This is a genomic window from Lentzea sp. NPDC003310 (assembly GCF_040610935.1).
In the GTDB taxonomy this organism is placed as follows: Bacteria; Actinomycetota; Actinomycetes; order Mycobacteriales; family Pseudonocardiaceae; genus Lentzea.
In genome coordinates this window covers 452,142-475,968 of the sequence record NZ_JBEXNC010000006.1, presented here as the reverse complement: position 1 = coordinate 475,968, position 23,827 = coordinate 452,142, and the positions used below count along the sequence as shown (strand labels likewise).

The window sequence follows — 23,827 nt, the reverse complement described above, 5'->3', positions numbered from 1 at the left end:
GCAGGCGGCGTTGCGGCGGGCACGCGCCCGGTTCGCCGACGCGGTGCGGTCGTGCCCTTTCGGACAGCGACCGGGGGCGTTCGGAGGAGCGGCGAGTGGTACCTGTGGACGCGCTGAAGAAACACCCTGACCGGGATTGTTCACCCGGGTCACGTACGTTCACCGATCATGAGCACCGCAGCCAGCCTCGTAGTGCTGTTCCTGGTCGCCGTCGTGCCGTTGGCACCGACGGAGGCCGTGCTCATCGGCGCCGGCGTCCTGGCCGCGACCGGTGAGGTGCCGCTCTACCTGGTCGTGCTCGTCGCCGCGGTGGGATGCCTGGTCAGCGATCTGATCAACTTCACGGCGGGGCGCCGGATGGGCATGCGGGCCCTCGACAAGGTGAACAAGAACGCGAAGGCGCGCGCCATGGTCGTGTGGACGGCCGACCAGCTCGCGTCGAAGGGCGAGACGATCCTCATCGCGGCGCGGTTCCTGCCGGCGGGCGGCATCGTCGGCGCGCTGCTCACCGGAGCGCTGAAGTGGCCGCTGCGGCGGTTCGTGCCCGTCGCGGCCGTCGGGTCGGCGCTGTGGAGCCTCTACCCCGCCACCGTCGGGTACATCGGCGGTCAGCTGGTCGACGAGGCGTGGCTCGCGATGCTGCTGTCGTTCGGCGTGGCCACGCTCATCTCCGTGCCGGTCGGCATGGCGATCCGTGCGCGCAACGCCAACCGCACCCTCTCGTACGCCGAGGCGTCGTCGTAGAGCACCGCGAACCGGTCCGCCGCCGCCAGCAGCGCGTCCACCTCGAACGCCAGCTGCGCGTCACCGCTCAGCCGTTCCAGCAGTGAGATCCAGCGCAGGTTGAAGAGCATCAACGCGTCGCGCACCCGGCCGGGGCGGGCGGCGAACTCCGAGCGCGTCACCACGAAGAAGCAGCCGCCGGGGAACACGCGGCGCTTCGAGTAGTCGAGCCAGCGTTCGGCCAGGTCCAGCAGCGTGCCGCCGGGCATCACGACCTCGCGCGCGAAGATCTCCGCGGCGGTGTGCACGGCCGAGATCTGCAGTTCTTCCTTGGCGCCGAAGTGCGAGAACACCCCGCTCTTGCTCATGCCGAGCTCGATGGCGAGCCGCCCGATCGTGACGCCCTCCAGGCCGTCGACCGAGGCGATCTCCGCCGCGCGCAGGAGGATCGAGCCACGACTGTCCATGGCACGAGGACAGCGGAAGTCCCTGGAGAAACGAACGGGGCCACCTCGAAAGGTGGCCCCGTTCGGCAAAGCACGGACTACGGGTTCAGCGCCTCGGTCACCGAGGCCGGTCCGACCAGCGGCACGTCGGGCGACAGGCCGTCGCCCTCCTCCACCAGGATCGGCTTGACCTCGTGCGCCTGGATCTCGCCGGACTGGATCTGCTCGGCGTAGTGGCACGCCACCTTGTGACCCGGCTTGATCTCGCGCAGCACGGGCCGGTCGGTGTCGCACTTGGTCGCCTGCCGCCACGGGCACCGGGTGTGGAACCGGCAGCCGTTCGGCGGGTTCGCGGGCGACGGGAGGTCACCCGCGAGCAGGATCCGCTCCCGCCGGTCCTCGACCTGCGGGTCGGGCACCGGGATCGCGGACAGCAGCGCCCGCGTGTACGGGTGCAGCGGCTCGGCGTAGAGGTCGTCGGCGGTCGCCTCCTCGACGAGGCCGCCGAGGTACATCACGCCGACCCGGTCCGAGATGTGCTTCACGACCGCGAGGTCGTGCGCGATCACCAGGTAGGTCAGGCCGAACTTCTCCTGGAGCTCCTCCAGCAGGTTCACGACCTGGGCCTGCACCGACACGTCCAGCGCGGACACCGGCTCGTCGGCGACGATCAGGTCCGGGTTGAGCGCGAGGGCGCGGGCGATGCCGATGCGCTGCCGCTGACCGCCCGAGAACTCGTGCGGGTACTTGCGCAGCGCGGAGGACGGCAGACCGACGGCGGCGAGCAGCTCGCGCAGCCGCTTCGCCGTGGCCTCCTTGCCCTCGTCCAGGTCGTGCGCCCGCAGGCCCTCGACCAGGATGGACTCCACGGACTGGCGCGGGTCCAAAGAGGACAGCGGGTCCTGGAACACCATCTGGATCCGGCGCCGCATCTTGCGCAGCTCCTCGCCCTTCAGGGTCGAGAAGTCCTGCCCGTCGAACGTCATCTTGCCCGCGGTCGGCTCGTTCAGCCGCAGCATCGCCCGCCCGAGGGTGGACTTGCCGCAGCCGGACTCGCCGACGAGGCCGTACGTCTCGCCGCGCTTGATCTCGAGGTCGACGCCGTCGACCGCGTAGACGTAGCCGACGGTCCGGTCGAAGAACACGCCCCGCTTGATCGGGAAGTGCACCTTCATGTCCTGGACGGAAACCAGGGTCTCGCTCATACCGGCACCTCCTCGGCGGCGGGAGTTCCCGGCACCACCGGGTTGTGGCAGCGGAGCAGGCGGCCCAGCTGGTCTTCCTCGGCGGGCGTCTCCGCGCGGCACACGTCCAGCGCGTTCGGGCAACGAGGGGCGAACGCGCAGGCGCTCGTCCACGGGATGTTGTCCGCGACGGAACCCTTGATGGGCGTCAGCTTCTCGCCGCGCGGGGCGTCGAGCCGCGGGATGGACGCGAGCAGGCCGTGCGTGTACGGGTGGCGCGGCTCGGCGAAGAGCTTGTGCCGCATGGCCTTCTCGACCACCTTGCCGCCGTACAGCACGTTGACCTCGTCGCACAGGCCGGCGACGACACCCAGGTCGTGGGTGATCATCACCAGCGCGGTGCCGAGGTCCTGCACCAGTTCCTTCATCAGCGTGAGGATCTGGGCCTGGATGGTCACGTCCAGCGCCGTCGTCGGCTCGTCCGCGATCAGCAGCTTCGGCCGGCACGCCAACGCGATCGCGATGAGCGCGCGCTGCCGCATGCCGCCGGAGAGCTGGTGCGGGTACTCCTTGAGCCGGCGGTTCGGGTCCGGGATGCCGACCTTGTCGAGCAGGTCCTTGGCCTCGATCATCGCTTCCTTGCGGGCCAGGCCGCGGTGCCGTTCGAGCACCTCGGTGACCTGCAGGCCGATCGGGACGACCGGGTTGAGCGACGACAGCGGGTCCTGGAAGACCATGCCGAGATCACGGCCGCGGCGGTCGCGCATCTCCTTGTCCGACAGCTTCAGCAGATCCGTGCCGTCGTACTTCACGGAACCGGTGATCTTGGCGCCGCGCTTGGGCAGCAGACCCATGATCGCGAGCGACGTCACCGACTTGCCACAGCCCGACTCGCCGACGAGCCCGACCGTCTGGCCGGGCTCGACGTCGAAGCTGACGCCGTCGACCGCGGTGAACGGCTCCTCGCCACGACGCTGGAACACGACGGAGAGGTCACGAACTTCGAGCAGTGCCACGACGACTCACCGCCTGTTCTTCGGGTCGAGGGCTTCGCGCAGGGTCTCGCCCATGAGCGTGAAGCCGAGCGCGACGATGATGATGCAGATGGCGGGGTACGCGGCGAGCTGCGGGTGGGTGTCGAACACCTTCTGCACGTCGCCGAGCATCTGACCCCACTCCGGGATCCGGTCGTCCGGGTTGCCGAGGCCGAGGAACGACAGCGCCGCCGCCTCGATGATCGCCGTGGCGAGCACCAGGGTCGACTGGACGATCACCGGGCCGAGCGAGTTCGGCAGCATGTGCCGGAACACGATCGCGCCCTTCTTCACGCCCAGCGCCGTCGCGGCCAGCACGTGGTCGCTGTGCCGCTGCGCGAGCATCGAGCCTCTGAGCAACCGCGCGAACACGGGGATCTGCACGATCGCGACCGCGAGGATCACCGTGAACTGGCTGGGCCGCGCGAACATCGCCGCGATCGAGAACGCGAGCAGCAGCGACGGCAGCGACAGCATGACGTCGACGACGCGCATGACGATCGAGTCGACCCAGCCGCCGAGCGCGCCCGCGAGCGTGCCCAGGATCAGGCCGCCGGTGAGGCCGATCAGCGTGGCGCCGATGCCGACGATCAACGTCTGCTGCGAGCCGATCAGCAGGCGCGACAGGAAGTCGCGGCCCTGCAGGTCGCCGCCGAGCGGGTGGCCCGGCTGGGCGGGCGGGATCTCGTTGCGCGCCTTGACGACCTGGTCGATCAGCATCGGGCTGGACGGGTCGTGCGGCGCCAGCCACGGCGAGAGCACCGAGACGAGGATGAACAGGCCGATGATCACCGCGCCGGTGAGGAACACCGGGCTGCGCTTGAGCCTCTTCCACGCGCTCGCCGCGAGCGAGACGCCCGCGGTCTCGGCGAGGCCGTCGATCTTGGCCTTCTTGTTGGTCACACCAAGTGCCACTGGTCTCACCTCGTCCTGATGCGCGGGTCGATGAGCGCGTACGAGAGGTCGACCAGCAGGTTGACCACGACGTAGACGCTCGTGGCCATGATGATCAACAACAGCAGCACCGGGTAGTCACGCCGTTCGAACCCGATGGCGAGCGCCTCGCCGACACCGGGGAAGCCGAACACCTTCTCGGTGAGCACGGCGCCGGAGAGCAGCGCGCCGGTCTGCAGGCCGATCGTGGTGACGACCGGGAGCATCGCGTTGCGCAGCACGTGCCGGCGGCGGATCACCGGGGCGGTGAGGCCCTTGGACTCGGCGGTGCGCACGAAGTCCTCGTCGAGCACGTCGAGCACGGCCGCGCGGGTGATCCGGAAGATCACCGCGAACGGGATCGTGGCGAGCGCGATCGACGGCAGGATCAGGTGCTCCAGCGCGTTGAGAGTCGCGTCGAACTCGCCGGTGAGCAGGCCGTCGAGCGTGAAGAAACCGGTGACGCGGGTGGCGTCGATGGAGTCCTGGCGGCCGCTGGAGGGCAGGCCGAGCGCGGACGAGGCCACGCCCTTGAGCACGAAGGCCAGGAAGAACACGGGCACCGCGACACCGATGAGGGAGCCGACGACGCTGAGGTTGTCGAAGAGGCCGCCGCGGCGCTTCGCGGCGAGGTAGCCGAGCGGGACGCCGACCGCGATCGCGATGAGGATCGCGAAGAAGCTCAACTCGAGCGTCGCGGGGAACCGCTGGAGGAAGATGTCGAGCGCCGAGTCACCGGGCTGCACGCCGGTGGAGACGCCGAAGTCGCCGGTCGCGGCGCGACCCAGGAATTTGAAGTACTGCAGAACGATCGGTTGGTCGAGGCCGAGTTGCTTGGTGAGCTCCGCCGCCTTCTCCGGGGTAGAACGATCTCCCAGGAGGGCCGAGACCGGCCCTCCTGGGAGCACGCGCAACCACGCGAAGAGCAGCAGCGAGAGCACCAGCACCACGCCGACCAGCTGGACCAGCCGTCGAATCGTGTAGCGGAGCACTTGAGCTACCCCGTTGTTCTCTTGTGGTGGGAGCTAGTCAGCTCAGCCCTTGGAGGCCGGGCCGAACTTCTCGTCGGTCAACGGGCTCGGGACGACACCCTTGATGTCCGACTTGAACACCAGAGCGGGCGGGGAGTGCGAGATCGGGATCGCGGGCAGGTACTGCTCCATGATCTGCTTGTTGATCTCTTCGTACTGCTTGGTGCGCTCGCCCTCGTTCGGCTCGGAGTTGGCCTTGGCGAGAGCGTCCGCGAGGGTCTTGCCCCACGGCGACACACCGGTGTTGAAGCGGTTGTCGGTGCGGCCGAAGAACGTGCCGACCCAGTTGTGCGCGGTGCCGTTGTCACCGGTCCAGCCCAGGAGGAACAGGTCCGGGATGCTGTTGTCGACGTCGGTCAGGTAGCCACCGTTCCACGGCTTCGTGACGACCTCGATCTTGATGCCGGCGGCCTGCAGGTCACCGGAGATCGCGCCGAACAGGTCCTTCGGCGACGGCATGTACGGACGCGTGACCTCGGACGGCCAGTAGAACTTCAGCGTCAGGTCGGAGGCACCGGCCTCGGCGAGCAGGGACTTGGCCTTGGCGGCGTCGTAGCCGACGGCCTTGATGTCCTTGTTGTAGCCGTTGACGGTGTCCGGCATGAACTGCGTCGCGACCTTGGCGCCCTCGGGCAGCTGCGACTTGACGAGCTGCTCGCGGTTGATCGCGTACATCAGGGCCTGGCGGACCTTGAGGTCGGCGAGCTTCGGGTTGTTCTTCTGGTTGATGCCCAGGTAGAACACGTTGAACGCCGGGCGGATCGCCACGTTGAAGCCGTCGGTCTTCAGACCGGCCCAGTCCGCCGCGTTCGGCAGGTCGTAGCCGTCGATGTCGCCGGCCTTGAGCGCCTGCTTGCGGGCGGTCTCGTCCGGGATGATCTTGAAGACGATCTTGTCCAGCTTGGCCTTCGTGCCGTGGTAGGCGTCGTTCTTCACGAGCTCCACGGTGTTGTTGGCCTTGTCGTACTTGCCGAACTTGAACGGGCCCGTGCCGGTCGGGTGCTCGTTCGCGTAGGCCGGGAAGGTGAACGCGTCACCGGCGGCCTGGACGTTGTCGGCGTCGTACTTCTTCAGCGCGTCGGGGCTGGAGATGGAGAACGACGTGAAGCCGAGGACCGACGGGAACTGCGAGGTGACCTCGTTCAGCTCGACCACGGCGGTCTTCGGGTCCTTGGCCGTGCAGGCCTTGAACAGCGACGGCTTGTCCGGCGTGGTCGCGAACCCGCCGAAGTTGTCCAGCCAGTACTGCGAGACGGCGTCGGACTGGCCGGCGCCCTTCTGGTTGTACCAGCGGTTGAAGTTGAAGCAGACGGCCTCGGCGTTGAAGTCCGTCCCGTCGTGGAACTTCACGCCCTCCTTGAGGGTGAACGTCCACGTCTTGCCGTCCGCGGAGGGCTCGTACTTCGTGGCGAGCGCGGGCTCGACCTCGGCGGTACCCGGCTTGAAGCCGACCAGGCCCTCGAACATCTGGCGGGAGACCCGGAAGGTCTCGCCGTCAGTCGCGTAGAACGGGTCGAAGAGCTTCGGCGCGCCGGCGGCGCCGAAGGTCAGCGTGCCGCCTTCCTTGCCGCCACCGCCTGAGTCGCGCTGGGATTGCGCGCAACCGGACAGGGCGAGCGCGCTGACGCTGAGGAAGCCGATCGCGGCAACCCAACGGCGGCGAGCCGTTACTGAGTGGACCATCAAACACCCCTTGGACAATCCGCACATCTCACGGTGTGGTCGCCGACCATAACCGTTGTAGATACCCCGTCCGGGGTTACTCAGGTCACGATCCGGCCACTAGACCAGGCATTCTGATACGTCCGGCGCACGGCCGCTGACCCAACGTGAGCACGGCAGATGCGTCGAACGCTCTCCTAGGCTGTAGAAACGACAACGACACGCGGAGGAGGTCGCATGAGCAGAACGGTCGAGTTCCGCGTGCTCGGCCCCCTCCAAGTGCTTCTCGACGGCGAGCCTCTGCTGGTCAGAGCGGGTCGGCAACGGGCGCTGCTGGTGTCACTGCTCCTGCGCGCGGGCACGTCCGTCTCCGTCGACGAGCTCGCCGCGAACGTCTGGGGCGAAGATCCGCCCTCGCGTGCGCGCGCGACGCTGCAAACGTATGTCATGCGTCTCAGGCAGCTGCTCGGACCGTCTGTTCCGATCAAGACCGTGCCCGACGGGTACCTGATCGACGTCGACGAGAAGACGATCGACCTGATGCGCTTCGAACCCCTGATCGAGCAGGGCGAACAGGAGCGCGCGGCGGGGAACCTGCAGGCCGCGTCGGCCGCGTTCACCGCGGCCCTGGGGCTGTGGCGGGGTCCGGCCCTGGTCGACGTGCCGTCGGAGATCCTGCACCGCGACGAGGTGCCGCGGCTCGACGAACGGCGCCTGCACGTGCTGGAACGCCGGGTCGAGGTCGACCTCGAGCTGGGCCGGCACGGCGAGCTGGTCGCGGAGCTCTCCCGGCTGACGAGCGACCACCCGTTGCGCGAGCGGTTCTGGGCGCAGCTGATGGTGGCGCTGTACCGGTCCGGGCGGCAGAGCGAGGCGCTGGCCGCCTACCAGCGCGTTTCCCGGTTGCTGGGCGACGAGCTGGGCATCGACCCCGGCGACGAGCTGCGGCGTGTGCACGGCCAGGTGCTGTCCGGGTCGATCGACGCGGTGGCGGCGGCCTCGGCGGGCGCGCCGGTGGTGGCCGCGAAGCCGGAACGGGTCGTGCCGTCGCAGCTGCCCGCGGACATCCCCGACTTCGTGGGCCGCGACGAGGCCGTGTCGCTGATCGTGGCCCTGCTGCGGACCGCGCAGGGCGTGCCGGTCGTGACCCTGGCCGGCCCGCCGGGCGTGGGCAAGACCGCGCTCGCCGTGCACGCCGCGCACCGGATGCGCGCGGACTTCCCGGACGGCCAGCTGTACGTCAACCTGCGCGGATACGCCCCCGGACCGCCGCTGAGCGCGGTGGACGTGCTGCCGCGGTTCCTGCGCGCGCTCGGTACCGAGCCGGACCAGGTGCCGCTCGACCAGGACGAGCAGGAGGCGATGTTCCGGTCCACGCTGACCGGCCAGCGCGTCCTGCTGCTGCTGGACAACGCCTCGTCGGCCGAGCAGATCCGGCCGCTGCTGCCGGGGTCGCCGGGGTGCGCGGTGCTGGTGACCTCGCGCGACACGTTGCGCGGCCTGGCCGTCTCGCACGCGGCGTCGAACGTGCGGCTCGACGTGCTCGACTGGCACGAGACGAGGTCGTTGCTCGCGGGCATCCTCGGCGCGGACGAGGTCGCGTCCCAAGAGGACGCAGCACTCGAGCTGGCGTCGTTGTGCGCGCACCTGCCATTGGCTTTGCGTATCGCGGCCGCGAACCTCGTGTCGCGTCCGGAGCTGTCCATTGCGGACTACGTCGAGGAACTGCGGGCGGGCAACCGCCTCGCCGCGCTGGCCGTGGAGGGCGACGAACGGGTCGCGGTGCACGCGGCGTTCGACCTGTCCTACACGGCGCTCAAGCCCGAGCTCGCGCAGATGTTCCGGCTGCTGTCACTCGTGCCCGGCACGGACTTCACGCCGGAGATGGCAGCCGCGCTGAGCGGTCTGACCACACAGGACGCCCGCCGGCGGCTGGACCGCCTGGCCACCGCGAACCTGATCTCGAACCACGCGCCGTCCCGCTACCAGTTCCACGACCTGCTGCGCGACTACGCGGCCGAGCGCCTCGCGTTCGAGGAGGGCCGCGCGGACTCCCGGCTCGCGTTGCGGCGGCTGCAGGACTGGGCGGTGCGCTCGGTCGACAACGCCACCTCGGCGATGAAGTCGACGCTCTTCCGGTTCCCGCGCCCGGCGCCGTTGGACGGCGTGGTGCCGCGGACGTTCAGCACCTCCACCGAGGCCCTGACCTGGCTCGACGTCGAACGGTCGAACCTCGTCGCGCTGGTCGCGCACGTCGTGGAGCGCGACCCGGAGAACTCGCCGTGGCAGCTGGCCGACGCCCTGCGCGGCTACTTCTACACGCAGGGCCTCACCGCGGAGTGGCGCGAGACCGCGAAGGCGGGCCTGCTGGGTGCCCGCGCGCCGCGCGACGAGCTCGGCCAGCTCGCGATGCTGTCGTCGCTCGGCACGCTGTACTGGGTGACCGGCCAGCACCGCAACGCGCTGGGCTACTACCAGCAGGCCATCGCCCTGCAGGAGCGCATCGACCTGCCCGAGGCCGAGGCCGCCGTGCTGTCGAACGCGGGCAGCGTCCACATCGACCTGGGCGAGCTGGAGCAGGCGGCCGACCACCTCGAACGGGCGCTGGTGATCGCCCGCCGGGTCGGCGCGCCGCAGGTGCTCGCCAACGCGCTGTTCAACCTCGGCGGCGTCTACATGCAGCTCGGCCAGCTCGACCCCGCCGCCTCGACGTTCGAGGAGGCGCTCGAAGCCGGGACGCGCATCGACTCGTGGATCACGCAGGCGAACTCCATGCGCGCGCTGGGCGAGGTCTACGCGTCACGCGGCGAGCCCGAGCTGGGCGCGTCGTACTTCGTGCGCGCGAGCGAGCTGTACGAACGTGCGGCCGCCCGCAACTTCGGCCACACCATGCACGAGGGCATGGCCATCACGCTGATCATGCGCGGCCGCTACGAGGAGGCGGCCACCGAGGCTTCCGCCGCCATGCGGATCGCGCAGGACCTGGAGAACGTCAAGAGCGTCTGCGACGCCCGGAACCTGCTCGGCCGGGCGCTGGAGGGCGCGGGCCGCCACGAGGCCGCCCTGGAGCAGTTCTCCCTCGCCCTGACGATCGCGGTGGACACCGGCTACTCGTGGGGCATCTGCTCGGCCCGGCGCGGGCTGGCGTCGTCGTACCGCGCGGTCGGCCGGTACGACGAGGCGTTGGCGACGGCCACCGCGGCGCTGGTCGAGGCGGGCAAGTCGAAGTTCCGCCTGGCGGAGATGGAGGTGCTGCTCGTGCTCGGGCGCACCCACCTCGACACGATGGACGCGGCCGGCGCGCTGGAGTGCGCGCTGCGGGCGGCGTCGGTCGGCTCGGACTCGGGCCACCGGTGGGTGTTCGGGCGCGCACTGCAGCTGGCGGGTGACGCCTGCTTCGCCTTGGGAGAACTGGATTCCGCGCGCTCGCACTGGGCGACGTCGCTGGAGGTCTTCAAGGCGATCGGGACGCCCGAGGCCTCCGTGGTGCAGGCTCAGCTGCTCGACGTGACGACGTAGTCGGCCCTGGCCCTGGTCTCGTCGACCGCGAACCAGCCTCGTTCGTACTGCTGCCAGCGGAGGAAGTGCTCGCGCTGGTGTTCGCCGTCCCTGGCGACCGCGCGTTCGAGCCTGGCCCGTTCGTCCTCGTGCTCGACGAAGATCGCGAGGCTCAGCCGGGTGTTCGCCTTCCTGGCCGAGGAGAACCCTTCGAGGATGATCGTCCTTTGTGGAACGAGCACGACCTCGTCGCCTTCACCGACGCACGGAAACCCTTGGGACCAGTCGGTTTTCCGGTACCGGCCCGCGCGGTTGCCCGCCACCTCGTCGAGCGCCCGTTGCAACCGCGGCCACCACCGGGTCGTGGGGTCGTCCCACGTGGCGAAGTGGTCGGTGCTGATGAGCTGCGCGTCCAGCTCTTCCGCCAGGTCACGGGCGAACGTGCTCTTGCCCGCGCCCGACGGGCCGTCCACCGCGACCAGGCGGGTGTCGCCCAGCCGCGGTGGAGCCGTCGCTACATGCTGCGGCGACCAGATAGCGCACGCCCCAGCGTCAGCTCGTCCGCGAACTCCAGGTCGCCGCCCATCGGCAGCCCGCTGGCGAGCCGCGTGACGGTGAGACCCGGGAAGTCCCTGAGCATCCGCACGAGGTAGGTGGCCGTGGCCTCGCCCTCGGTGTTCGGGTCCGTGGCGATGATGACCTCGGAGATGTCGACACCGTCGGTGGCCGTGCCGATCCGGTTGAGCAGCTGCCGGATCCGGAGCTGGTCCGGTCCGACGCCGCTCAGCGGGTCGAGCGCACCGCCCAGGACGTGGTAGCGCCCCCGGAACTCCCTGGTGCGCTCGATCGCCTGGACGTCCTTCGGCTCCTCGACCACGCAGACCAGCGTGAGGTCGCGCTTGGGGTCGCGGCAGATGCGGCAGGTGGTCTCGGCGGACACATTGCCGCAGACGTCGCAGAAGACGACGCCCTCCTTGACCTTCTGCAGCGCCTGCTGGAGCCGTTCGATGTCGGCGGGCTCCGTTGCCAGGAGGTGGAACGCGATGCGCTGGGCGCTCTTCGGACCGACGCCCGGGAGCCTGCCCAGCTCGTCGATCAGGTCCTGTACCGGGCCCTCGTACATCTCTTAGCCGAGCAATCCGCCGAGGCCGCCCTGCGCGAGCGGGCCGAGCTTCTGCTCCACGAGCTGCTGCGCCTTGGTGTTGGCGTCCTTGATGGCCGCGATCACCAGGTCCTGGAGGGTCTCGACGTCCTCCGGGTCGACGATCTTCGGGTCGATGGCGAGGTTCACGAGCTCGCCGCCGCCGGTGACCGTGGCCGTGACGAGGCCGTTGCCCGCGTTGCCGGTGACCTCGGTCGCGGCCAGCTGCTCCTGGGCTTCCGCCATCTGCTGCTGCATGTTCTGCGCCTGCTGGAGCAGGGCCTGCATGTCGAACTGACCGGGTTGCACCGCGGGTCCTCTCGGTGGGTTTCGTGGTGTCGTCCAGCCTACGGGGGCTGTGCGCACCGGGTGCGCACGCCGTCCGGGCTGGGCGGTGTCCGGCGATTTCGTCAGGTGGGAGGCGCGGGGCCCGCCGCCCGACGACACCGGCGGACGCTAGGCCTTCTTGAGCGGACGGGCACCCAGCTCGTCGGCGAGCAGCTGCAGCATCACCGTCTCCGGGTCCTTCGCCTGCACGTCGTTGATCGCCGACGGGTCCGCCGGGCGGGCGGCCTCGGCGAGCATCGCCTCTTCGTCGTCCGGCTCGGGCGGCAGGGGGTCGTCGGGCTCGGGCGGCTCCGGCGGCGGCGGGATGTCGTCCGCCTGCGGGCGCGGGGCCTGGGGTTGTTGCTGCGGCTCCGGCTGCGGGCGCGACTGCTGGTGCTGCGCCTGGCTCGGGCGGGTCGGGGCCGGGCGGGCCACCTTCTGCGGCGTCGCCGCCTGCGGGCCGGCACCCGGTGTGCCGTGGGTGCAGCGGACCTGCCACGTGCCGCCGAGGACCGAGGACAGCGCAGCGGCGATCGCCTCGGTGTTGCGGGGCTCCGCGAGGCGGCGGGCCAACGGGGCCGAGGTGTGGGTGATCGTGACGACGTTGCCGTCGACCTCGCCGACCGTGGCGTTGGTGAGCATCGCCTCGGTGCTGCGGCTGGTGGAGCGGACCGCGGCCAGCAGCTCGGACCAGATCCGGCGCACCGCTGTGGCGTCCATGGCACCGCCGGAGGCGGACGAGGAGGCGGTGGCGGGAGCCGGGGCGGGCGGCTGGGCGGCGACCGGTTGCGGGGCCGCGGGCTGCGGTGCGGGACGGGCCGGGGACTGGGCAGCGGGCTGCGCCTGGGCAACCGGCTGAGCCTGGACAGCGGGCTGCGCCTGGACCACGGGCTGCGCCGGTTCCGGAGTCGCGACCGGTGCCGCGGGCTGCGCCTGGACCGGGGCCGCGCGCGGCGGTTCCGGGGCGGCGGCCGGGGCCTCGGCCGGCTGCTGGGACTTGCGGGTGAAGACCGGGCCACCCACCGGGGCGGCGGCCGGAGCCTCACCCGGTGCGCCGGCCGACGGTGCGGCGATCGCGGCCGGCGGGCGGCGCTCCAGCTGTTCGAGGCGCTGCAGCAGCGCGGCCTCGGACTGGCTCACCGACGGGAGCAGCATCCGGGAGACCAGCAGCTCGAGCAGGAGCCTCGGCGCGGTGGCGCCCCGCATGTCGACCAGGCCCTGGTGGACGATCTCGGCGTAGCGGGTGAGCGCGGCCGGGCCGATCCGCTCGGCCTGGGCCGACATGGTGGCCAGCTCGTCCTCCGGAGCGCTGACCAGGTTGCGGTCGGCGGCGTCCGGGACCGCGCAGAGCAGCACCAGGTCGCGGAGGCGGTCGAGCAGGTCGGAGGCGAAGCGGCGGGGGTCGTGGCCCGCGTCGACCAGGCGGTCGATGGTGCCGTAGACGGCGGCGCCGTCGCCCGCGGACAGGCCGTCGACCACGTCGTTGATCAGGGCCGAGTCGGTGACGCCGAGCAGCGTGATGGCCCGCTCGTACTTCACGCCGTCCGGGCCCGCGCCGGACAGGAGCTGGTCCATGACGGACTGGGTGTCGCGCGCCGAGCCGCCGCCCGCGCGGATCACCAGCGGGAAGACGGCCGGTTCGACCGCCACGCCCTCGGCGGCGCAGTTGCGTTCGAGCAGGCTGCGCATGACGCCGGGCGGGATCAGGCGGAACGGGTAGTGGTGCGTGCGCGAGCGGATGGTCGGCAGGACCTTGTCCGGCTCGGTGGTGGCGAAGATGAAGATCAGGTGGTCCGGCGGCTCTTCGACGATCTTCAGCAGGGCGTTGAAGCCCTGCGTGGTGACCATGTGCGCCTCGTCGATGATGAAGACGCGGTACTTGGACTCGGCCGGGGCGTAGAAGGCCTTGTCGCGCAGTTCGCGGGCGTCCTCCACACCACCGTGCGACGCCGCGTCGAGCTCCACCACGTCGACGCTGCCGGTGCCGTTGGGGGCCAGGCCGATGCAGCTGTTGCACTCGCCGCACGGGTCGGGCGTCGGGCCCTGCACGCAGTTGAGCGAGCGGGCCAGGATGCGGGCCGACGAGGTCTTGCCGCAGCCGCGCGGGCCGCTGAACAGATAGGCGTGGTTCACCCGGCCTGCCGACAAAGCGACGCGCAGCGGGTCGGTCACGTGCTCCTGGCCAACGACCTCGGAGAACGTGGCCGGACGGTACTTGCGATACAGAGCGAGCGCCACGCCGCAGACAGTACCGGTGGACCCCGACATGAAAAGGGGACCCCGTGCACCCACCAGAGCCCGCTTATCCTTGCTGCCTTCCGGCCCTGGGGAGGTTCGCGAGATGTGTGCCGCACGAGGTCCGACGCAAGTGTAGCGAACCCTCTAGATCGAACGTGTGTTCGAGTTGCCCACAGTGTTGTCCCCACCTGTGGACAACTCCCGGCCCGTGGCGAGCATCAGCAGGTCAGGGGCGGGCAGATCAGGGATTCCGGTGTCCCGGAAACGCTTGCGCGCACCCCAGAACGGGCTCTTCATCACATGCGCGAGCGCTGCCTCGGCCGGTTCGGCCGGCATCGCGCGGACACGGCCCAGCGGGCGGGCGATGTCCTGGCCGTGGACGAGGAAGTCCACCAACGGGTCGATCGGCGCCGCCATCGGCGCCCGCCTGGGTGACGCCGCGGTCTCGCGGATCTGCGCGATGAGCTCCGACCGGGTGAACCGCGCGGCGATCGCCCGCGCCCGCTCGTCCTCCATGCGCTCCCAGTCGAAGCGCGCCCGCACGACGCCGCCGAGCACGTCGCGCCAGCCCGTGCGGGTCGACGTGGTCAGGTGGGCGGCCATGATCTGCATGGTCCAGCCGGCGCAGAGGGTGTCGCGCCGCCACTCGTCGTCGGTGAGGTCCTCGAGGAGGTCGGCGACGCCCAGGCGTTCGGCCTCCAGCCACTTCATGATCATGATCGCCCTTCGACGGCGGTGAGCCTGCGGCGCAGGAAGTCCTGTTCGGTCTCGGTGCCCGCGAGCGCGATGGCCTCGCGGTAGGCCTGGGCGGCCTCGTCGTCGCGGCCCAGGCGGTGCAGCAGGTCCGCGCGGGCGGCCCGGTACGGGTGGTAGTCGCGCAACCGGGGCTCGCCGGCCAACGCGTCGAGCAGGGCCAGCCCCGTCTCGGCACCGTCGCGCATGGCGATCGCGGCGGCCCGGTTCAGCGCCACGACGGGCGACGGCGCGAGCTTGGCCAGCACGTCGTAGAGCGCGACGATCTGCGGCCAGTCGGTGCCCGCGAAGTCCGATGCCTCGTCGTGCAACGCGTTGATGGCCGCCTGCACGCCGTACGGGCCGTATCCGCCCGTGAGCGCGCGTTCGGCCAATGCGCTGCCCTCGCGGATCATGTCGCGGTCCCACAGCGCACGGTCCTGGTCCTCCAACAGTTCCGTGCGCGCGTCACGACGTGCGTGGATCAGCAGCATCAACGCCAGCAGCCCGGTGACCTCGCGGTCGGGCAACAGGCCCTGCAAGATCCGCGCCAGCCGGATCGCCTCGTCGGCGAGCTCGGTCCGCTGGGCCGCGTAGCCCTCGGTGAAGATCGAGTAGACGGCCTGCAGGACGCCGGGCAGGCGTTCCGGGAGCTCGTGCGGATCTGGCACGCGGAACGGGATCCGCGCCTCCCGGATCTTCTTCTTCGCCCGCACGATCCGCTGCTGCATGGTCGGCACAGGCACCAGGTAGGCCCGCGCGACCTCGGGCGTCGTGAAGCCCGCGAGGCACCGCAGCACGAGCGCTCCCCTGTCCTCCTCCGCGAGCGCCGGGTGCGCGCACGTGAAGAACAGCTCCAGCCGCTCGTCCGGCAGCCCGTCCCCCGCGGGCGGGTCCGCCCGGTCGACCTCGACCTGCAGCAGCGCGAGCCGCGCGGCGTGCACCCGGTCACGCCGCAGCCGGTCGACGGCCTTGCGGCGCGCGGTCGTGAGCAACCACGCGCCGGGCCGGTCCGGCACCCCGTCCACCGGCCAGTGCCGCAGCGCCGCCTCGATCGCGTCGGAGGTGACCTCCTCGGCCAGGTCGAGGTCGCCGAAGCGCTTGACCAGCGTCGCGAGCAGCCTGCCGCGCTCCTCCCGGAACACCTGCTCGACGTTCATCAGCTCAGAAGTCGAACTCGGCGATCGGCCGCACGACGACCGCCCCGCCGTCCCGCGAGCCGGGGCACTTCGCCGCCCACTCCAGCGCGGCGTCGAGGTCGGGCACGTCGATGACGTCGTAGCCGCCGAGCACCTCGCGGGTCTCGGCGAACGGTCCGTCCGTGACGGTCCGCCTCCCGTCCTGACCCACCTGGACGGTGGTGGCGCTGACCAGGTCGGCCAGCGAGTGGCCGGAGACCAGGACGCCCGCGTCCTTCATCTCCTTCTCGTAGGCGATCCAGTCCTCGACGGTGCAGCTCGCCTGCTGGTCAGAGGCCGCGTAGATCAACAGCATGTACTTCACGTTCGTCCTCCTCGGTCCGGTCCTACGGGATCACGACGAGCGGACCCCCGCCAGATCGACACGGCCCCCGAACTTTTTCGGCGACCCCCCGTTTTGGGTCCCGGAACACCCGTCCGGTAAGGTTCTCCACGGAGGATTCGCATAGCGGCCTAGTGCGCACGACTGGAAATCGTGTTGGGTTCACCCCCTCACGGGTTCAAATCCCGTATCCTCCGCTCGCGGAAAAGGGCGCCGAACGTTCAACGTTCGGCGCCCTTCGCGCGTTCTGGGGCCAGGGGCTGCCGCATCCAGCGGATTCCCCGGGGGAGGCGGTCGTGACCGAATACCGTGGGCTCATGCTGCCCGAGGACCTGATGCTGCTGTGCCTCGAAGAGGCGACCGGCCGCGTGCTGATCGATTCGACGTCCTTGCAGAACGCCTTGGCCGGGGCGGTGCTGCTGGAGCTGGTGAACTCCGGGCGGGTGGCCTTCGCGCCCGACGGCAAGCTCTTCGTCGCCGACCCGACGCCGTTGACCGACTCGCTGCTGCAGGAGTCGCTCGCACGGTTCGACAAAGCCATGAAGCCGCAACGGGCCGTGGAGCGGTTGCGGTCGAACGTGCGCAACAACGTCGTGGCACATCTCGAGGCGCGCGGCGTGCTGAAGGTCGAGACGTCCAAGGTGCTCGGCCTCTTCCCGAAGAAGAGCTACGTGGTGCAGGACCGCGCGGCGGTGCACGCGCTGCGCGAGCGCGTGGGCAAGGTGGCGCACGGGTACGCGGGCCCCGACGACCACACCGGAGCGCTGATCTCCCTGCTGTACGCGGTGAAGGGGCTGCACCGGGTCTTCACCGGCGACAAGCGCGAGATGAACGCGCGGGCCAAGCTGATCGCGTCCGGCAGCTGGGCCGGCGACGCGGTGAAGCGCGCGCTGGAGGCCGTTCAGGTGGCGGTCATGGCGGCCGTGGTCGCGTCCACGGCGGCGACCGCGTCGGGCGGGGGTTCCAGCTGATGCTGGCCGGAGACCTGATGGTGCTGTGCATCGACGGCAAGACCGGCCGGCTGCGGACGAACTCGACGGCGATCGAGAACGCGCTGGCCGGTGCCGTGCTGGTCGAACTGGTCGAGTCGGGACGCGTCGCGTTCGAGCCCAACGGCAAGAAGCTCGCCGTGGCCGACCCGACGCCGTTGAACGACCCGGTGCTGCACGAGGCGCTCGGCCGGCTCACGAAGCCGCTGCGGCCGCAGAGCGCGGTCGAACGTGTGCGGAAGCGCTTGTGGGACAACGTGATCCGACAGCTGCAGGACCACGCGGTGATCCGGGTGGAGCGGCGCAGGGTGCTCGGGATCTTCCCGGCCAGGAGCTACCCGGTCGTCGACGAGGCGGGCGCGGAGAAGCTGCGCAAGGCCGTCGGCGAGGTCGTGCACGGGTACCGCGGGGCCGATGCGCGCACCGGGTCGTTGATCACCCTGCTGTACGCGGTGAACGCAGTGCACAAGGTGTTCGAGGGCGACAAGCGCGAGATGAAGAAGCGGGCCAAGGAGATCGCGCGGGGCAACTGGGCGGGCGATGCCGTTCGCCGTGCGGTGGAAGCGATCCAGGCCGGGGTGACGGCCGCGGCCTCCGCTGCCGCGTCAGGTGAGTGACGCGGCAGCGGAACGCGGTTACTTCTTGAGGCAGTCGATCAGGTCTTCCAGTGCGAACACGATCTTGTCGACCTTCGCGTCACCCGTGGACGGGCGGGCGCGGACGATCTGCGGGTCGTGGTCGCTCGCCTGGTCGGCGAACTCGGCGTTGATGTGGACGACGTCGTAGCTGAAGCGCGTGATGTTCTTGCTCATCACCAGGTGGTCGAGCGTCTGCGAGTTGCCCTCGAAGACGTAGCTGTACCGCTCGTTCACGGGCAGCGACTCGATCAGCGCCTTCAGGTTGCCGTCCGCGGTCAGCGTCTTGAGCGCCGGCGAGAACTGGTAGTCGTTCAGGTCGCCCGCGAGCACCACGTTGGCGCCCTTGTCGACCGCGCGGAGCTGCTCCGTGAACGCCTTCAGCGACGCGGCCTGCTTGCCGCGCTGCACCTCGGACGTGCGGTTCGGCGGCTGGCTGCGGCCGTGGATGGCCTCGTCGCCGCCCTTGGAGTTGAAGTGGTTCGCGACTACGAAGACCGTGCGGCCGCGGAACTTGAACTCGCCGGCGAGCGGCTTGCGGCTGCTGGCCCACGCGTCGTTCAACGGGTCGATGCGGCCCGGTGACACGGAAAGCGCGGCGCGGCCGTTCTTCTTCACGACCTGGACGGGCGTCTTGAAGTCGCCACCCGGACGGTCCACGAAGGACACCCGCTGCGGGTTGAAGAAGAAGCCGACGCGGATGTTGCCGCCGGGCTCGCCGCCGTCCTTGAGGTTCTCCGGGTCGATCTGGCGCCACTGGTAGCGCGGGCCACCCTTGGCGACGATCGCGTCGGAGAACTTCTGCAGCGTCTGGTCCGCCGCGACGACACCGTCGTTGGTGGCGCCGTTGTTGTCCTGGATCTCCTCCAGCACCACGACGTCCGGGCTGCGCAGGTTGGTCGTGACGCCGTCCGCGAGCCGGTCGAACTTCTCCTGCGGGTCGGACGGGTCGAGGTTCTCGACGTTGTAGGTCGCGACCGAGAGCTCGGACTCCTTCTGCTGCGCGGTGATCTCGCGCTGCAGGTTGGACGACGCGTGCGTGCCCAGGTTCAGCGCCGCCAGCGTGTAACCGCCGAAGTTCGTGTACTCCAGGGCACCGACGGTCGCGCCGGTGAACACGTCACCGACGTTGGCGGCGGGCAGCGTGCCGACGGTCTTGATCTTCAGTCGGCCGCTGTTCTGCTGGTCGTAGGCGGTGTAGGTGGTGCCGCCGCGCTCGTTCTTGTTCTGGTCGGTGTTCACCGTCACCCAGACCTCGCCGAACGAGTTGCTCGGGCCGACCACGCGCGCGTCGTCGACCTGGACCAGCGTGCCCTCGAGGGACTCGAAGTAGTCGAGGCCGTACTTCGCGGGCTCCAGCGGGAGCTGCTCGATGCTGCCGCCCGGCGCGGGCAGGTAGCCGGTCGGGATGTTCTTCACGACGACCGGCGCCGGCACGGGGTTGCCCTTGGACAGCGTGATCGTGGTGGGCGTGGTGATCTCGGTGAGGGTCTGGTTGGAGCCCGTCTCACCGCCCGGCCGGTACTCGGCGATCGTGCCGCTGACCAGCACGCTGTCGCCGACCGCGACGGTCGGCGCGGTGCCCGCCGTGTAGACGAAGACGCCCTCGCTGGTGCGCGGGTCGGCGTCCGGGCTCGTCGTGTCCTGGATCCAGAAGCCGCGGTCGCCCGAGGCGCGCGTGCCGGTGACGACGCCGGGGACGTTGGTGACCTTCTGGCCGACGAGCGGCGAGATGCGCGTGACGCCCTGGATGTCGTGGACGCGCTTGTCGCCGGGGGTCGGGTCGGGATCGGGGCCGGGGTCCGGGTCGCCGCCGCCCGGGGTCTCGCCCTTGGAGTTGGTCGGCGTGGGGGCGCCGACGGAGAAGTCCGCCGAGTTGTCGTCCGTGTCGGGCAGCCCGGCCTTGCGCGACGCCGAGGTGGTGTTGCTCAGCGCGCCCGTGGCGGTGGCCTCGCGCACGACCGCGGTGCCGTAGCCGACGAGGTCCTTGACCCGCGCGTCCGCGGCGCAGTCGGCGGCCGTCTTGCAGGTCAGCGCGGTGGTGCCGCTGACCAGCGCGATGGTGCCGCCGGTGGCGCTCATGGCGATGGTGCCGGTGGCGTCCGGAGCGGGCAGCTCGACCGTGCCGCCGGACCCCTTGGCCTCGGCGACGAGGAACGTCTTGCCGGGCGCGATCGAGCCGGCCAGCGGCGTGACGCTCCACAGCGTGCTCGCGCCGGGGCTCGCCGAGATGTACTGGACGCTGAGGCCGTCGAGGGAGACCGGGGCGGCGCCCTTGTTCGCGAGCTCGACGAAGTCCTGGGTCAGCGTGGCGCCGGAGTTGCCGCCGCCCCCGTAGACCTCGGAGATCAACGCGTCGGTGCTGGGTGCGGCGACGGCGGGGACGGCGGCGAGCACGAGTGCCGCCACCGCTGTCCCGACGACGGGCAGGGTGGGTCTCAAAACTTCCTCCAGGGGATGCGGCGGACCGACGCATCTTTCCTCGATCGAGTGAGCTTTGGTAGCCGTTGTTACTAACGGTTAACCGGTTGGCCCATCAAAAATCACTCGAACAAGTGTTCGATCATGGTGTAGGCTCGATCTCGGAACGCCGGCCTGTGGGCCCCTCCCAGGCACTGGCCGGCGTCCCTACAGTTGATCTGTGGGGATACCGAGCTACGAGCGCCGCTGCGCCGAGATCGTCAACCAGACCGAACTGCTCGTCGCCACTCTGGACGACGCCGACCTGGGCATTCAGGTCCCGTCGGCCCCGGAGTGGACGCTCAACCAGTTGCTCCGCCACGTCGGCCACGCACACCGCTGGGCCGACAGCATGCTCCGCGACAGACTTCCGGAGATCGACTTCTCCCGCAACGGCGCCCAGCTCCTCGCGTCGTACGTGGGTGAATCGCCAGCCGACCTGATCCCGTGGCTGCGGGAGGGCGCCGCCTCGCTGGCGGAGGTGCTCCGCGAGGTCGACCCGGACGAGATGATCGCGCCGCTGGGCGGCTTCCCCGGCCCGCGCGTGTGGTCGCGCCGCATGACGCACGAGACCGCGATCCACAGGTGGGACGCCTGCAACGCGCTCGGAGTGCCGTACTCGCTCGACCCGGACCTCGCCCAGGACACGCTGCGCGAGTGGACCGGACTGGCGCTGCCGTACGCGTACCAGCGGTGGCCGGAGGACACGGCGGCCCTCGTCGGGGCGGGCACCGTGCACCTGCACGCGACGGACGTCGAGGCGGAGTTCGTGATCGATCTCACGGGTTCGGCGCCGGTCGTCTCGGAGGGCCACGCGAAGGCCGACGTGGCGGTGCGCGGCCCGGTCGTCGACCTGGTGCTGGCCGTGTACCGGCGGCAGTCGCTGGAGGGCTTGGAGGTGTTCGGCAAGCGCGAGCTGATCGAGCTGGTGCTGGAGCGCGTACGTTTTTGACCATGGGCTCTTTGAGCTACGACGAACGCCTCAACCTCATCGTGTCCGAGACGTCCCTGCTGGTCGCGGGCATCGAGGGCGCGGACCTGTCGGTCTCCGTCCCCGCCACCCCGAGCTGGACGCTGAACCAGCTGCTGCGCCACGTCGGCTACGCGCACCGCTGGGTCGCGCAGATGGTCGGCGAGCGGTTCCCGGAGATCGACAGGTCGTACAGCAAGGCGCACTCGGTGGACGCGTACGCCGGCGAGAAGCCAGCCGAGCTCGGCCCGTGGCTGGCCGAGGGCGCGGCGCTGGTCGCGGACACGATGAGGCCCGTCGACCGGCGAGAGATGATCGCGGTGCTGCGGCCGGGCCACCCCGGTCCGGACTTCTGGTCGCGGCGCATGGCGCACGAGACGGTCATGCACCGCTTCGACGCCTTCGAGGCGCTCGGCCTGCCGTTCGAGGTGGACGACCGGATCGCGTACGACGCGCTGTGGGAGTGGATGACCACCATCGTGGACATCATCTTCGACCTGCGCCCGGCCGCCACCGAACTGCTCGGCTCCGGCCAGGTGTTCTTCGAGGCGACCGACACGCTGCAGGAGTGGACCGTCGACCTCTCCGGGGAGGCGCAGCGAGTGCTCGACTTCCCGGAGAGGCCCGCCGTGACGGTGCGCGGCCCGGCGTTCGACCTGGTGCTCGCGCTCTACCAGCGGCGCGGGACCGACGGCCTCCAGGTGAGCGGCGACGCCGCGCTGCTGGAGAGGTTCCTCGCCGCGATGAGGTTCTGAGCTACTGGGTCCGGAACGAGACGTCCCCGGAGTCGAGGCTTCGCAGCGTGCCGAGCGACGTTGCCTGACCAGTGCAGTCCGGCGTGGAGTAGGCGACCACGTTCGTCAGGCCGCTCCAGCCCACCAGCAGGTCGGACCCGGCCGGCACCAGGTGGCACCCGGTGTCGGGCTGCGGGAAGTTCGCGACGAACTCCCGGTCCCCGTAGAACGACAGGCCGGTCCCGGGATCACCCGCGGCAGCCGACGCGGGGGTGGCCACCGCTGCGGCGAGTGCCGCGGCCGCCACGAGGCCGATCGCGGTACGGGTCAACGCGTTGCGCATCCTTCGCTCCATTCGTAGATCGACGTGCGCCCTCTGCCAGCAGTACCGGAGGAAGGTTGAACGATCAACGTCTGGGAGCGGCCCGACAGCTTGTTCTCAGCACGGCTTTCGTACCGGGAAACGCAAGAAGGGCCCCGGATTGCTCCGGGGCCCTTCGTCAGCGGTGGCGGTGGGATTTGAACCCACGGAGGCTTGCACCTCACACGCTTTCGAGGCGTGCTCCTTCGGCCGCTCGGACACGCCACCGATAAGAACAATACACAGTCGTCGAACCGGGCTTAACGCTGGGTCCGGAAGAAGCGTTCCAGCAGGTCAGCGCACTCCTGCTCCAGCACACCGCCCTGCACCTCGGGCCGGTGGTTGAGCCGGCGGTCCCGCACGACGTCCCACAACGAGGCCACGGCGCCCGTTTTGGGCTCCCAAGCGCCGAAAACGAGACGCGAAACACGTGCCAGCACCAACGCCCCCGCGCACATCGTGCACGGTTCGAGTGTCACGGCCAGGGTGCAGCCGTCGAGCCGCCAGCCGTCGCCATAAGCGGATGCCGCTGCACGCAGAGCAAGGATCTCCGCGTGCGCCGTCGGGTCGCCGAGCGCCTCACGGGCGTTGCAGGCCTCGGCCAGGACCGTGCCGTCCGGGGCGAAGACGACCGCGCCGATCGGCACGTCCTGGTCCGCGCGGGCCGCTGCCTTGAGCGCGGTGCGGACCATGTCCTCTGCGGTGATCACGCCTGGATGGTGTCGAGGAGCTTGGTGAGCTCGTCGATGAAGCCGATGCGCTGGGCGATCATCTGGAGCTGCTCGTCCGGGTAGAGGTCGACCTGGTCGACGATGATCTGGAGCTCGTGCGACGGCATGCCGAGGTCGGACAGGACGCCCAGGTCGCCTTCCGGCCAGAGCTCGGTGTCCTCCTCGTCCGGTGGTTCGACGCGCAGGAGGTCGAGGACGTCGGCCGCGATGTCGTAGTCGAGGGCGGCGGCCGCGTCGGACAGCAGCAGCGCCACGCCACCCGGTACGGGCCGGAGGATGATGAAGAACTCGTCGTCGACGGCGAGGAGCCCGAAGACCGCCCCGGTCGACCTCATCTGGCGCAGCTGTGTGATCGCCGCGTCCAGCTCCGACAGCGCGGAGCTGTCCATCCTGCTGCACCGCCAGCGACCGTCCTCCCGGACGGCCGCGACCGCGAAGCCGTTGACCGGCTCCTGCTGTGTCATGAGCACACCGTAG

General features: G+C 70.3%; 22 protein-coding genes, 2 tRNA genes, 1 other RNA gene and 1 pseudogene. 7 read left to right on the top strand and 19 right to left on the bottom strand.

Going from position 1 to position 23,827, the window contains the following annotated elements; genetic code table 11:
- Nucleotides 1–168 precede the first annotated feature (168 nt).
- Nucleotides 169–540, top strand: a pseudogene (locus ABZX02_RS15000) (VTT domain-containing protein); the annotation flags it as partial.
- Between the two features lie 68 nt (nt 541–608).
- On the opposite strand, the gene ABZX02_RS14995 reads toward ABZX02_RS15000, so the two are convergent.
- The 6 genes from ABZX02_RS14995 to ABZX02_RS14970 form a co-directional block, all read right to left on the bottom strand.
- Entirely contained in the window at nt 609–1,190 is a 582-nt protein-coding gene (locus ABZX02_RS14995) for a TetR family transcriptional regulator (RefSeq protein WP_355298387.1), read from the bottom strand.
- Between the two features lie 77 nt (nt 1,191–1,267).
- A complete protein-coding gene (locus tag ABZX02_RS14990; RefSeq protein ID WP_355298385.1) occupies nt 1,268–2,374 on the bottom strand; it encodes an oligopeptide/dipeptide ABC transporter ATP-binding protein in 1,107 nt (368 codons plus the stop codon).
- Nucleotides 2,371–3,369 (bottom strand): ABC transporter ATP-binding protein, encoded by a 999-nt coding sequence (locus ABZX02_RS14985; protein WP_355298383.1) that lies wholly within the window; start codon nt 3,367–3,369, stop codon nt 2,371–2,373. The genes ABZX02_RS14990 and ABZX02_RS14985 overlap by 4 nt, the downstream gene beginning before the upstream one ends.
- A gap of 6 nt (nt 3,370–3,375) precedes the next feature.
- Nucleotides 3,376–4,302 carry an ABC transporter permease gene (locus ABZX02_RS14980; protein WP_355298381.1) on the bottom strand — a complete coding sequence of 309 codons (927 nt, stop codon included), beginning with the start codon at nt 4,300–4,302 and terminating at the stop codon, nt 3,376–3,378.
- A 5-nt stretch (nt 4,303–4,307) separates the two neighbouring features.
- Nucleotides 4,308–5,312, bottom strand: a complete 1,005-nt coding sequence (locus tag ABZX02_RS14975) for an ABC transporter permease (RefSeq protein WP_355298380.1) — start codon at nt 5,310–5,312, stop codon at nt 4,308–4,310.
- A gap of 42 nt (nt 5,313–5,354) precedes the next feature.
- The gene (locus tag ABZX02_RS14970) at nt 5,355–7,034 is read right to left on the bottom strand and encodes an ABC transporter substrate-binding protein (protein ID WP_355298378.1); all 1,680 of its coding nucleotides are present in this window, start codon (nt 7,032–7,034) and stop codon (nt 5,355–5,357) included.
- Between the two features lie 216 nt (nt 7,035–7,250).
- Here ABZX02_RS14970 and ABZX02_RS14965 point away from each other — a divergent pair, with 216 nt between their 5' ends.
- Nucleotides 7,251–10,532: a BTAD domain-containing putative transcriptional regulator gene (locus ABZX02_RS14965; RefSeq protein WP_355298376.1), complete on the top strand. Its 3,282-nt coding sequence runs from the start codon at nt 7,251–7,253 to the stop codon at nt 10,530–10,532.
- On the opposite strand, the gene ABZX02_RS14960 is transcribed toward ABZX02_RS14965, so the two are convergent.
- The 8 genes from ABZX02_RS14960 to ABZX02_RS14925 form a co-directional block, all read right to left on the bottom strand.
- Nucleotides 10,508–10,984: an AAA family ATPase gene (locus tag ABZX02_RS14960; protein ID WP_355298374.1), complete on the bottom strand. Its 477-nt coding sequence runs from the start codon at nt 10,982–10,984 to the stop codon at nt 10,508–10,510. The two genes, ABZX02_RS14965 and ABZX02_RS14960, sit on opposite strands and share 25 nt — an antisense overlap.
- Before the next feature lie 41 nt (nt 10,985–11,025).
- Nucleotides 11,026–11,634 (bottom strand): recombination mediator RecR, encoded by a 609-nt coding sequence (gene recR, locus ABZX02_RS14955; RefSeq protein ID WP_355298372.1) that lies wholly within the window; start codon nt 11,632–11,634, stop codon nt 11,026–11,028.
- Nucleotides 11,635–11,637: 3 nt separating this feature from the next.
- Nucleotides 11,638–11,940 (bottom strand): YbaB/EbfC family nucleoid-associated protein, encoded by a 303-nt coding sequence (locus tag ABZX02_RS14950; RefSeq protein ID WP_355298430.1) that lies wholly within the window; start codon nt 11,938–11,940, stop codon nt 11,638–11,640.
- Nucleotides 11,941–12,108: 168 nt separating this feature from the next.
- Nucleotides 12,109–14,217, bottom strand: coding sequence for a DNA polymerase III subunit gamma and tau (locus ABZX02_RS14945; RefSeq protein WP_355298371.1), 2,109 nt, complete (start codon nt 14,215–14,217; stop codon nt 12,109–12,111).
- Between the two features lie 31 nt (nt 14,218–14,248).
- Nucleotides 14,249–14,343, bottom strand: an RNA gene (gene ffs / locus ABZX02_RS14940) — signal recognition particle sRNA small type.
- Between the two features lie 18 nt (nt 14,344–14,361).
- Nucleotides 14,362–14,934: a maleylpyruvate isomerase family mycothiol-dependent enzyme gene (locus tag ABZX02_RS14935; RefSeq protein ID WP_355298369.1), complete on the bottom strand. Its 573-nt coding sequence runs from the start codon at nt 14,932–14,934 to the stop codon at nt 14,362–14,364.
- Nucleotides 14,931–16,109 carry a DUF6596 domain-containing protein gene (locus ABZX02_RS14930; protein ID WP_355298368.1) on the bottom strand — a complete coding sequence of 393 codons (1,179 nt, stop codon included), beginning with the start codon at nt 16,107–16,109 and terminating at the stop codon, nt 14,931–14,933. Before ABZX02_RS14930 ends, ABZX02_RS14935 begins: the two co-directional genes overlap by 4 nt.
- Before the next feature lie 4 nt (nt 16,110–16,113).
- Nucleotides 16,114–16,452, bottom strand: a complete 339-nt coding sequence (locus ABZX02_RS14925; protein ID WP_355298366.1) for a YciI family protein — start codon at nt 16,450–16,452, stop codon at nt 16,114–16,116.
- 130 nt (nt 16,453–16,582) lie between these two features.
- Here ABZX02_RS14925 and ABZX02_RS14920 point away from each other — a divergent pair.
- From ABZX02_RS14920 to ABZX02_RS14910, 3 genes are all read left to right on the top strand, one after another.
- A tRNA-Ser gene (locus ABZX02_RS14920) sits at nt 16,583–16,667 on the top strand.
- A gap of 99 nt (nt 16,668–16,766) precedes the next feature.
- A complete protein-coding gene (locus ABZX02_RS14915) occupies nt 16,767–17,441 on the top strand; it encodes a GPP34 family phosphoprotein (protein ID WP_355298364.1) in 675 nt (224 codons plus the stop codon).
- Nucleotides 17,441–18,076, top strand: coding sequence for a GPP34 family phosphoprotein (locus ABZX02_RS14910; RefSeq protein ID WP_355298363.1), 636 nt, complete (start codon nt 17,441–17,443; stop codon nt 18,074–18,076). The genes ABZX02_RS14915 and ABZX02_RS14910 overlap by 1 nt, the downstream gene beginning before the upstream one ends.
- A gap of 18 nt (nt 18,077–18,094) precedes the next feature.
- On the opposite strand, the gene ABZX02_RS14905 is transcribed toward ABZX02_RS14910, so the two are convergent.
- The gene (locus tag ABZX02_RS14905; RefSeq protein ID WP_355298361.1) at nt 18,095–20,536 is read right to left on the bottom strand and encodes an endonuclease/exonuclease/phosphatase family protein; all 2,442 of its coding nucleotides are present in this window, start codon (nt 20,534–20,536) and stop codon (nt 18,095–18,097) included.
- A gap of 199 nt (nt 20,537–20,735) precedes the next feature.
- Here ABZX02_RS14905 and ABZX02_RS14900 point away from each other — a divergent pair, with 199 nt between their 5' ends.
- Nucleotides 20,736–21,506, top strand: coding sequence for a maleylpyruvate isomerase family mycothiol-dependent enzyme (locus ABZX02_RS14900; protein ID WP_355298359.1), 771 nt, complete (start codon nt 20,736–20,738; stop codon nt 21,504–21,506).
- 2 nt (nt 21,507–21,508) lie between these two features.
- Nucleotides 21,509–22,279, top strand: coding sequence for a maleylpyruvate isomerase family mycothiol-dependent enzyme (locus ABZX02_RS14895; RefSeq protein WP_355298357.1), 771 nt, complete (start codon nt 21,509–21,511; stop codon nt 22,277–22,279).
- A 1-nt stretch (nt 22,280) separates the two neighbouring features.
- On the opposite strand, the gene ABZX02_RS14890 is transcribed toward ABZX02_RS14895, so the two are convergent.
- The 4 genes from ABZX02_RS14890 to ABZX02_RS14875 all read right to left on the bottom strand — a co-directional run bounded on the left by ABZX02_RS14890 (nt 22,281) and on the right by ABZX02_RS14875 (nt 23,814).
- Complete coding sequence (locus tag ABZX02_RS14890) at nt 22,281–22,601, bottom strand: hypothetical protein (protein ID WP_355298355.1); 321 nt, start codon at nt 22,599–22,601, stop codon at nt 22,281–22,283.
- A gap of 161 nt (nt 22,602–22,762) precedes the next feature.
- Nucleotides 22,763–22,847: transfer RNA gene (locus ABZX02_RS14885), tRNA-Ser, on the bottom strand.
- 32 nt (nt 22,848–22,879) lie between these two features.
- Nucleotides 22,880–23,311 (bottom strand): nucleoside deaminase, encoded by a 432-nt coding sequence (locus ABZX02_RS14880; protein ID WP_355298428.1) that lies wholly within the window; start codon nt 23,309–23,311, stop codon nt 22,880–22,882.
- Nucleotides 23,312–23,325: 14 nt separating this feature from the next.
- Nucleotides 23,326–23,814 (bottom strand): tRNA adenosine deaminase-associated protein, encoded by a 489-nt coding sequence (locus ABZX02_RS14875; RefSeq protein ID WP_355298354.1) that lies wholly within the window; start codon nt 23,812–23,814, stop codon nt 23,326–23,328.
- Between the last annotated feature and the right edge of the window lie 13 nt (nt 23,815–23,827).

What these genes read in the sequence shown, in the direction of transcription:
- ABZX02_RS14995 (WP_355298387.1), bottom strand. Translation starts at nt 1,190, where the DNA reads ATGGACAGTCGTGGCTCGATCCTCCTGCGCGCGGCGGAGATCGCCTCG.
- ABZX02_RS14990 (WP_355298385.1), bottom strand. Translation starts at nt 2,374, where the DNA reads ATGAGCGAGACCCTGGTTTCCGTCCAGGACATGAAGGTGCACTTCCCG.
- ABZX02_RS14970 (WP_355298378.1), bottom strand. Translation starts at nt 7,034, where the DNA reads ATGGTCCACTCAGTAACGGCTCGCCGCCGTTGGGTTGCCGCGATCGGC.
- ABZX02_RS14965 (WP_355298376.1), top strand. Translation starts at nt 7,251, where the DNA reads ATGAGCAGAACGGTCGAGTTCCGCGTGCTCGGCCCCCTCCAAGTGCTT.
- recR (WP_355298372.1), bottom strand. Translation starts at nt 11,634, where the DNA reads ATGTACGAGGGCCCGGTACAGGACCTGATCGACGAGCTGGGCAGGCTC.
- ABZX02_RS14950 (WP_355298430.1), bottom strand. Translation starts at nt 11,940, where the DNA reads ATGCAGGCCCTGCTCCAGCAGGCGCAGAACATGCAGCAGCAGATGGCG.
- ABZX02_RS14935 (WP_355298369.1), bottom strand. Translation starts at nt 14,934, where the DNA reads ATGATCATGAAGTGGCTGGAGGCCGAACGCCTGGGCGTCGCCGACCTC.
- ABZX02_RS14930 (WP_355298368.1), bottom strand. Translation starts at nt 16,109, where the DNA reads ATGAACGTCGAGCAGGTGTTCCGGGAGGAGCGCGGCAGGCTGCTCGCG.
- ABZX02_RS14910 (WP_355298363.1), top strand. Translation starts at nt 17,441, where the DNA reads ATGCTGGCCGGAGACCTGATGGTGCTGTGCATCGACGGCAAGACCGGC.
- ABZX02_RS14895 (WP_355298357.1), top strand. Translation starts at nt 21,509, where the DNA reads ATGGGCTCTTTGAGCTACGACGAACGCCTCAACCTCATCGTGTCCGAG.
- ABZX02_RS14890 (WP_355298355.1), bottom strand. Translation starts at nt 22,601, where the DNA reads ATGCGCAACGCGTTGACCCGTACCGCGATCGGCCTCGTGGCGGCCGCG.
- ABZX02_RS14880 (WP_355298428.1), bottom strand. Translation starts at nt 23,311, where the DNA reads ATGGTCCGCACCGCGCTCAAGGCAGCGGCCCGCGCGGACCAGGACGTG.
- ABZX02_RS14875 (WP_355298354.1), bottom strand. Translation starts at nt 23,814, where the DNA reads ATGACACAGCAGGAGCCGGTCAACGGCTTCGCGGTCGCGGCCGTCCGG.